The sequence below is a fragment of the Pseudomonas frederiksbergensis genome (assembly GCF_003732665.1).
GTDB classification, from domain to species: domain Bacteria; phylum Pseudomonadota; class Gammaproteobacteria; order Pseudomonadales; family Pseudomonadaceae; genus Aquipseudomonas; species Aquipseudomonas frederiksbergensis_G.
Window position 1 is genome coordinate 74,762 of the sequence record NZ_MOBP01000007.1, and the last position, 6,513, is coordinate 81,274.

At 60.9% G+C, this 6,513-nt stretch carries 7 protein-coding genes; 3 read left to right on the plus strand and 4 right to left on the minus strand.

Annotated elements, in window-relative coordinates; translation table 11 throughout:
- Window positions 1–77 precede the first annotated feature (77 nt).
- On the minus strand, window positions 78–842 hold the full coding sequence (locus tag BK665_RS14140) for a helix-turn-helix transcriptional regulator (protein ID WP_123406442.1): 765 nt from the start codon (window positions 840–842) through the stop codon (window positions 78–80).
- 127 nt (window positions 843–969) lie between these two features.
- On the opposite strand from BK665_RS14140, the gene BK665_RS14145 reads away from it, so the two are divergent.
- Window positions 970–1,785, plus strand: coding sequence for a UDP-2,3-diacylglucosamine diphosphatase (locus tag BK665_RS14145; RefSeq protein ID WP_095051704.1), 816 nt, complete (start codon window positions 970–972; stop codon window positions 1,783–1,785).
- Between the two features lie 131 nt (window positions 1,786–1,916).
- On the opposite strand, the gene BK665_RS14150 is transcribed toward BK665_RS14145, so the two are convergent.
- The gene (locus BK665_RS14150) at window positions 1,917–2,507 is read right to left on the minus strand and encodes an HD domain-containing protein (RefSeq protein ID WP_123406445.1); all 591 of its coding nucleotides are present in this window, start codon (window positions 2,505–2,507) and stop codon (window positions 1,917–1,919) included.
- Window positions 2,508–2,604: 97 nt separating this feature from the next.
- Window positions 2,605–2,916: an Mpo1-like protein gene (locus BK665_RS14155; protein ID WP_123406447.1), complete on the minus strand. Its 312-nt coding sequence runs from the start codon at window positions 2,914–2,916 to the stop codon at window positions 2,605–2,607.
- Window positions 2,917–3,076: 160 nt separating this feature from the next.
- Between BK665_RS14155 and BK665_RS14160 the strand changes: the two genes are divergently transcribed.
- Window positions 3,077–4,138 (plus strand): AraC family transcriptional regulator, encoded by a 1,062-nt coding sequence (locus BK665_RS14160; RefSeq protein ID WP_221179252.1) that lies wholly within the window; start codon window positions 3,077–3,079, stop codon window positions 4,136–4,138.
- On the opposite strand, the gene BK665_RS14165 is transcribed toward BK665_RS14160, so the two are convergent.
- Entirely contained in the window at window positions 4,095–5,549 is a 1,455-nt protein-coding gene (locus BK665_RS14165; RefSeq protein WP_123406450.1) for a TrkH family potassium uptake protein, read from the minus strand. The two genes, BK665_RS14160 and BK665_RS14165, sit on opposite strands and share 44 nt — an antisense overlap.
- Window positions 5,550–5,670: 121 nt before the next feature.
- Between BK665_RS14165 and BK665_RS14170 the strand changes: the two genes are divergently transcribed.
- Window positions 5,671–6,237 carry a nitroreductase family protein gene (locus BK665_RS14170; RefSeq protein WP_123406452.1) on the plus strand — a complete coding sequence of 189 codons (567 nt, stop codon included), beginning with the start codon at window positions 5,671–5,673 and terminating at the stop codon, window positions 6,235–6,237.
- Window positions 6,238–6,513: the final 276 nt, after the last annotated feature.

Below are 6,513 nucleotides of genomic sequence, written 5' to 3' on the forward strand. Positions count from 1 at the left end.
AAGCGGCCTCAAAGAAGTGACTGCTGCGCAGTCCAGCGGGAGCAAGCTCCCTCGCCACAGGTTATTCATTGCTTGATCTATCTCGTACCGACATTCGCCTCGCGGCGCAATTTGCCGGGCGAGGCGCCAAACTCGCGCAACACCGCCGCCGCAAAGGCACTTTGTGAGCTGTAACCCACGCGGCTGGCAATCTCGCCAATCGGCCATGCCGTATCCCGCAACATGCCCACCGCCATGTGCAACCGCCGACTGCGGATGTAGTCCATCGGCGTCTGCCCGCATTCGGCCACGAACCGTGCGTGCAACCGGGCACTGGAAAGGTCGGCAATTCGCGCCAGGTCGGCCACTTGCAGCGGATAGGCGGCATGCTGGTCGATGTGCGCATTCAGAGCCGCATACGGCAGGCGTCGCCCGCCCATGACGTCCGGTTTGACATTGTTCAGGCTGGCCAGCAACAGCACCGCGCCTTGCTGAGCAATCAACGGATCGCTAACCGGACTGTTCGCCAGCCAACTGACCAACTGACTTTGCCCGGCATCCAGCGGCAGGCGCCCGGCGTTGTCGAGCAAGCGGCGGCTGGCGTCGGCGTGATCGCCCAGCGACTGGGCAATCCATTGTTCGCCAGGCACATCCAGCACCAGGCAGCGACTGCCATTGGGGCTGCCACATGCGTGGTGCATGCCGGACGGGACCACCACGAAACTCTGCTGGATCACCTGGCTGCCGCGCCCGTCGACTTCGAAGTCCAGCGCACCCGAGAGCCCGAACACCAGTTGCGCGTGGTCGTGGCTGTGGATGATCAGGTCGTCGGTGTATTGGCGCAGCGTGAGGAGCGGTCTCATCGCAGGTCTCCGGGCAAGATGCGGCCAGTCTACACCGGCCGAGTCGTGTCACAGGAATGACTCGCCACTGTCATGGGCAATTAACCCGACCGGCGCAAGCTTGTAAAAACATCGCAGAGGGTTGCCCATGACCAGCGCCGAGCTCGCCAAACCCAGCCGTAAACAACGTGTGCGCACGCTATGGATTTCCGATGTGCATCTGGGCACGAGGGATTGCCAGGCCGAGCACCTGTCGCAGTTTCTCAAGGGCTACCACGCTGACAAAGTCTATCTGGTCGGCGATATCATCGACGGCTGGAAACTGCGCAGCGGCATGTATTGGCCCCAGGCTCACACCAACGTGATCCGCCGTTTGCTGACCATGAGCAAGCGTGGCACCGAGGTGATCTACGTCACCGGCAACCACGACGAATTCCTGCGTCGTTACTCCAAGCTGATCCTGGGCAACATCCAGTTGGTGGACGAAGCGGTGCACGTGACCGCCGATGGCCGTCATCTGCTGGTGATCCACGGCGACCAGTTCGACGTCATCACCCGCTATCACCGTTGGCTGGCCTTCCTCGGCGACTCGGCCTACGAATTCACCCTGACCCTCAACCGCTGGCTCAATCACTGGCGCGCCCGTTATGGCTACGGCTATTGGTCGCTGTCGGCGTACCTCAAGCACAAAGTGAAAACCGCGGTCAGCTTTATCAGCGACTTCGAAGAAGCCATTGCCCACGAATGCGTGAAACGCGAGTTGCATGGCGTGGTGTGCGGGCACATTCACCATGCCGAAATCCGCAAGGTCGGCGGGGTGGATTACCTCAACTGCGGGGATTGGGTGGAGTCGTGCACGGCGCTGATCGAGCATTGGGACGGCTCGATCGAGTTGTATCGCCTGGCCGATGCCCAGGCGCGGGAAGCGGAGTTGAAAGCGGTGAAGGTCGCGGAGCCGGCGTAGTCGTCGATTTGCCACAAATCCCCTGTGGGAGCGGGCTTGCTCGCGAAAGCGGTGGGTCAGTCAACGAATGTTTTGTCTGACCCACCGCTTTCGCGAGCAAGCGCGCTCCCACATTGGGTTTCGGTGGGTGTTCAGGCCGGTGCGTGTTCTTCCATCGCTGCTTTGTAGATCGAGTTCTTCGGCTGGGCAAACAACCGTTCCATCATAGGTTCAAAGAAGCTCAACGGCAGGGTCTCATACGACGGATCAAACGCCGCCGCATCGTATTTGGCACAGAACTCAATGGTCGCCTGGTACTGCGGGTGTCCGCTGAATTGCTCGCGCAGGTGCCGATCCATCCCCAGGTGATGGAAGAAGTAATAGCCCTGGAAAATCCCGTGCTTTTCCACCATCCACAGATTCTCGGCGCTGACGAAGGGCTTGAGGATCGCTGCGGCGATGTCCGGGTGGTTGTAGGAGCCCAGGGTGTCGCCGATGTCGTGGAGCAGGGCGCAGACCACGTATTCCTCGTCGCGCCCATCACGAAAGGCACGGGTGGCGGTTTGCAGGGAGTGGGTCAGGCGATCCACCGGGAAGCCGCCAAAGTCACCCTCCAGCAACTTCAGGTGCGCCACAATCCGTGTCGGCAATTGTCGAGCGTAGGCACTGAAGTCTGCGGCGATGATCGCCCAGTCTTCCTGCGTGCCGTCCTGCATGTGGGTGAAGCGGGCATTGGCGTTCATCGGTGATCTTCTTGTTTTGGCAAAGTGATGGATTGAGTGTAGAAGTTGGATCCACGACCACACTGTCTGCACAGGACGCATTGCTGGCCCGGGAAGCCTAGAACGGCACGCGGCCCAGAATCATGTCGCGGTACATGACGAAATCGCCAAGCAGGCTGTAGAACGGATGCTGGAAGGTCGCGGGACGATTCTTCTCGAAGAAGAAATGCCCGACCCAGGCGAAGCTGTAACCGGCCAGGGGCAGGGCGATCAACAGCAGCCAGGCGCCTCTGCCGATGGTCAGGGCCAGGATGAAAATAACCAGGGTGGTGCCGATGAAGTGCAATCGTCGGCATGTACTGTTGCTGTGTTCGCTGAGGTAGTGCGGGTAGAACTCAGCGAAGCTATTGAAACGCTTGGTGTTTTCCACGACTGCGATCTCTGTGGTTATTGTTCTGATGGCAAGTTGTTCGGCGGGTAGCTTATTTGAGTCTAGAGTGATCATTGGCATCAGCCAGTGACAATAGGCGCCACTTTAGTATCCTTCGGTAATTGGCCGTAGCATGCGGCTCATCATGTAAGTACACGCCATGAGCGAACGAACGACTTCTGCAAGCTGGGCGATGGGGATTGTCAAAGCACTGGAGATGGACGGCCTGGATTGCCGGGTTCTGTTCAAGCAGCTAGGGCTCGACTACGCGGCACTGGATGATCCGGATGCGCGCTTCCCGCAAGACTCCATGACGCGGCTCTGGCAGCGCGCGGTCGAGCTGTCCGGTAACCCGGCCATCGGCCTGAACATGGGCAAAGTGGTGCGACCGGCATCCTTTCATGTGGCCGGCTACGCGCTGATGTCCAGCCAGACCCTGGCCGAAGGCTTTCAGCGGCTGGTGCGTTACCAGCGGATCATTGCCGAAAGTGCCGACCTGAGCTTCCGATTGCTGGACGAAGGTTACGCGTTGATCCTGACGGTCCACGGCGATCACCTGCCTCCGACCCGGCAAAGCGCCGAAGCCTCGTTGGCCTGTGCCCTGGCGCTGTGCGGCTGGCTGACCGGCCGCACCCTGCAACCGCGCAAAGTGCTGGTGCAGGGCGATGAACCCGCCGACCTTGAACCCTATAAACAAGCCTTCCATGCGCCGCTGGTGTTCAACGCGCCTTACGATGCGTTGATCTTCGAGCGCGCCGATATGGAAGCGCCGCTACCGACTGCCAACGAAGCCATGGCGCTATTGCATGACCGTTTTGCCGGCGAGTACCTGGCGCGGTTCTCGGAAAGCCGCGTGACCCACAAGGCCCGGCAGGTGCTATGCCGCTTGCTGCCCCAGGGCGAGCCGAAGCGCGATACCGTGGCGCAGACGTTGCACCTGTCGCAACGCACCTTGCAGCGCCGCTTGCAGGAAGAAGGCACGAGTTTCCAGACCTTGCTCGATGACACCCGCCGCGAATTGGCCGAGCAGTACCTGGCGCAACCAACCATGACCCTGTTGGAAATTGCCTACTTGTTGGGGTTTGCCGACCCGAGCAACTTCTTCCGCGCCTTCCGCCGTTGGTTCGATGCCACGCCCGGCGAGTACCGGGCGCGGCTGATGGATGCGCCGAAGCAGGTCAGTGACGCCAGAACGCCGGAATACACAGAACGAACACCGTAATAATCTCCAGTCGGCCCAGCAGCATGCCGAACGAGAGGATCCACTTGGCGGCGTCCGGCAGGGTGGCGAAGTTGCCCGCCGGGCCGATGGTTTCGCCCAGCCCCGGGCCGACGCCGGACACGGTACTGGCGGCGCCGGTCAGCGCGGTCATCCAGTCCACGCCCAGCAGCGACAACAGCAGCGCGATCACGCAGATAGTGATGGCGAAGAAGAAGGAAAAGGTCAGGATCGAGCGCACGATCTCTTCGTCGAGGCGGTGGCCGTTGTACTTCTGCTTGATCACCGCCCGAGGGTGAATCAACTGGTTAAGGTTAGCCTTGAGCAGGATATAGGCGACCTGGAAGCGGAAAATCTTGATCCCGCCGGCCGTCGAGCCCGAACAGCCGCCAACAAAGCCCAGATAAAAGAACAACATCAGCGAGAAATTGCCCCACAGGCTGTAGTCCCCCAACGCAAATCCTGTGGTGGTCACCACGGAGGTGACGTTCAACGCCACGTGTCGCAGGGCATCCAGCCAATGCAGGTTGGTGGTCCACCAGTACCAGGTGCCGAGCACCAGCCAGGTCACCAGTAACATCCCGAGTAAGCCTTGAACCTGTTGATCCTTGATCAGTGCTTTGCGATTACCACGCAACGTCGCCACGTACAGGGTGAACGGCAGGCTGCCAAGAATCATGATCACCACCGCGACCCAGTGCACCGCCGGTTGTTTCCAGTGGGCCAGGGATTCGTCGGAGGTGGAGAAACCGCCGGTGGAAATCGCCGACATCGCGTGATTGATCGCATCGAACAGGCTCATCCCGGCCCACCAGAACGCCAGACTGCCGACGATGGTGATGCCGACGTAGGCCGCCACGATCAGGCGCGCCACCATGTGCGAGCGGGGCATGACTTTTTCCGAGCGGTCCGACGACTCTGTCTGGAACAGGCGCATGCCGCCGATGCGCAACAGCGGCAGAATCGCCACCGCCATGCCGATAAACCCGATGCCGCCGAGCCAGTGCAGCAATGAGCGCCACATCAGGATGCCGGGGGACATCTTGTCCAGACCGCTGAGCACGGTGGAGCCGGTGGCGGTGATGCCGGACATGCTTTCGAAGAACGAGTCGGTGTAGCTGATGTGCTGGGTCAGCAGGAACGGCAACGCGGCGAAGATACACACCACCAGCCAACTGCTGACGGTCAGCAGGTACATGTCCCGTGGCCGCAGATGCACGTGTTCCGGGCGACCGGGGATCACCAGGGCGAGGCCGGCGACGAAGGTGATCATGCTGGCCCAGAGGAACGAGGGCAGGTCGCTGGTGCGATCGAAAATCACCAGGGTGGCCATGGGCACGACCATGGCGATGGCCAGGGTGATCAGGAAGATGCCGATGATGAAACCAATGATCCGTAAGGTCGGCAACGCCATGAAGTCCGCTCGGGCTGATAGTGGGAAGGGCGCCATTCTACCTGCGGGGTCTGCCATGTAAACCGACAGCCCGGAGCGCTTGGGGCTAGAATAGCTGCACATTTTTCTCTGGAGGTGGCCGATGCAGGCTCTCGACGCTTTGCTCAACCGTGTTTCCGTTCCACGACTGGTCGAACCGGCCCCGAGCGCCGAGCAGCGGGAAGTGCTGTTTGGCGCTGCGCTGCGTGCGCCGGACCACGGCCATTTGCAGCCGTGGCGCTTTTTGACCGTCGAAGGCACGGCCCGCGAGCAAATGGGTGAACTGCTGGCCGAAGCGGCGAAGTTGCAGGACAGCGAAGTCTCCGAAGCAGCGCTGGACAAGGCGCGCAACGGCCCGCTGCGGGCGCCGTTGGTGGTGGTGGTGATTGCCCGGTTGCAGGATCACGTCAAGTATCCGAAGTCCGAGCAATTGCTGGCGGCGGGGTGCGCGGCCCATGGGATTCTGCTGGCGGCCTATGCCCAAGGCATTGGTGCCGTGTGGCGTACCGGTGAACTGGCGTACTCGGCGCATGTGGCCAAAGGGTTGGGGTTGACGGACGGGGAAGAGGTGATTGCCTTCCTGTACCTCGGCGCGCCGCAGAAAGAGCCGCGGGTTGCCGAGAAAGTCGACCTCGCCGAGTTCGTTAGCGCCTGGCCCGGCAAATCCTGAACACCTGGATCAACTGTGGGAGCGGGCTTGCTCGCGAATGCGTCGTGTCAGTCAATGATGGGTCGACTGACACACCCTCTTCGCGAGCAAGCCCGCTCCCACAGGAGATTGAGGTCAAATGCAAATCCTGCGTTCGCCGAAGATCCAATGTGGGAGCGGGCTTGCTCGCGAATGCGGGTTCACTTTCAACAGAGATGTTGACTGACCCGACGCCTTCGCGATGTAGAAACGGGAACATCCTTTACAAACGAAACCGGGGACATCCTTTACGTTTTT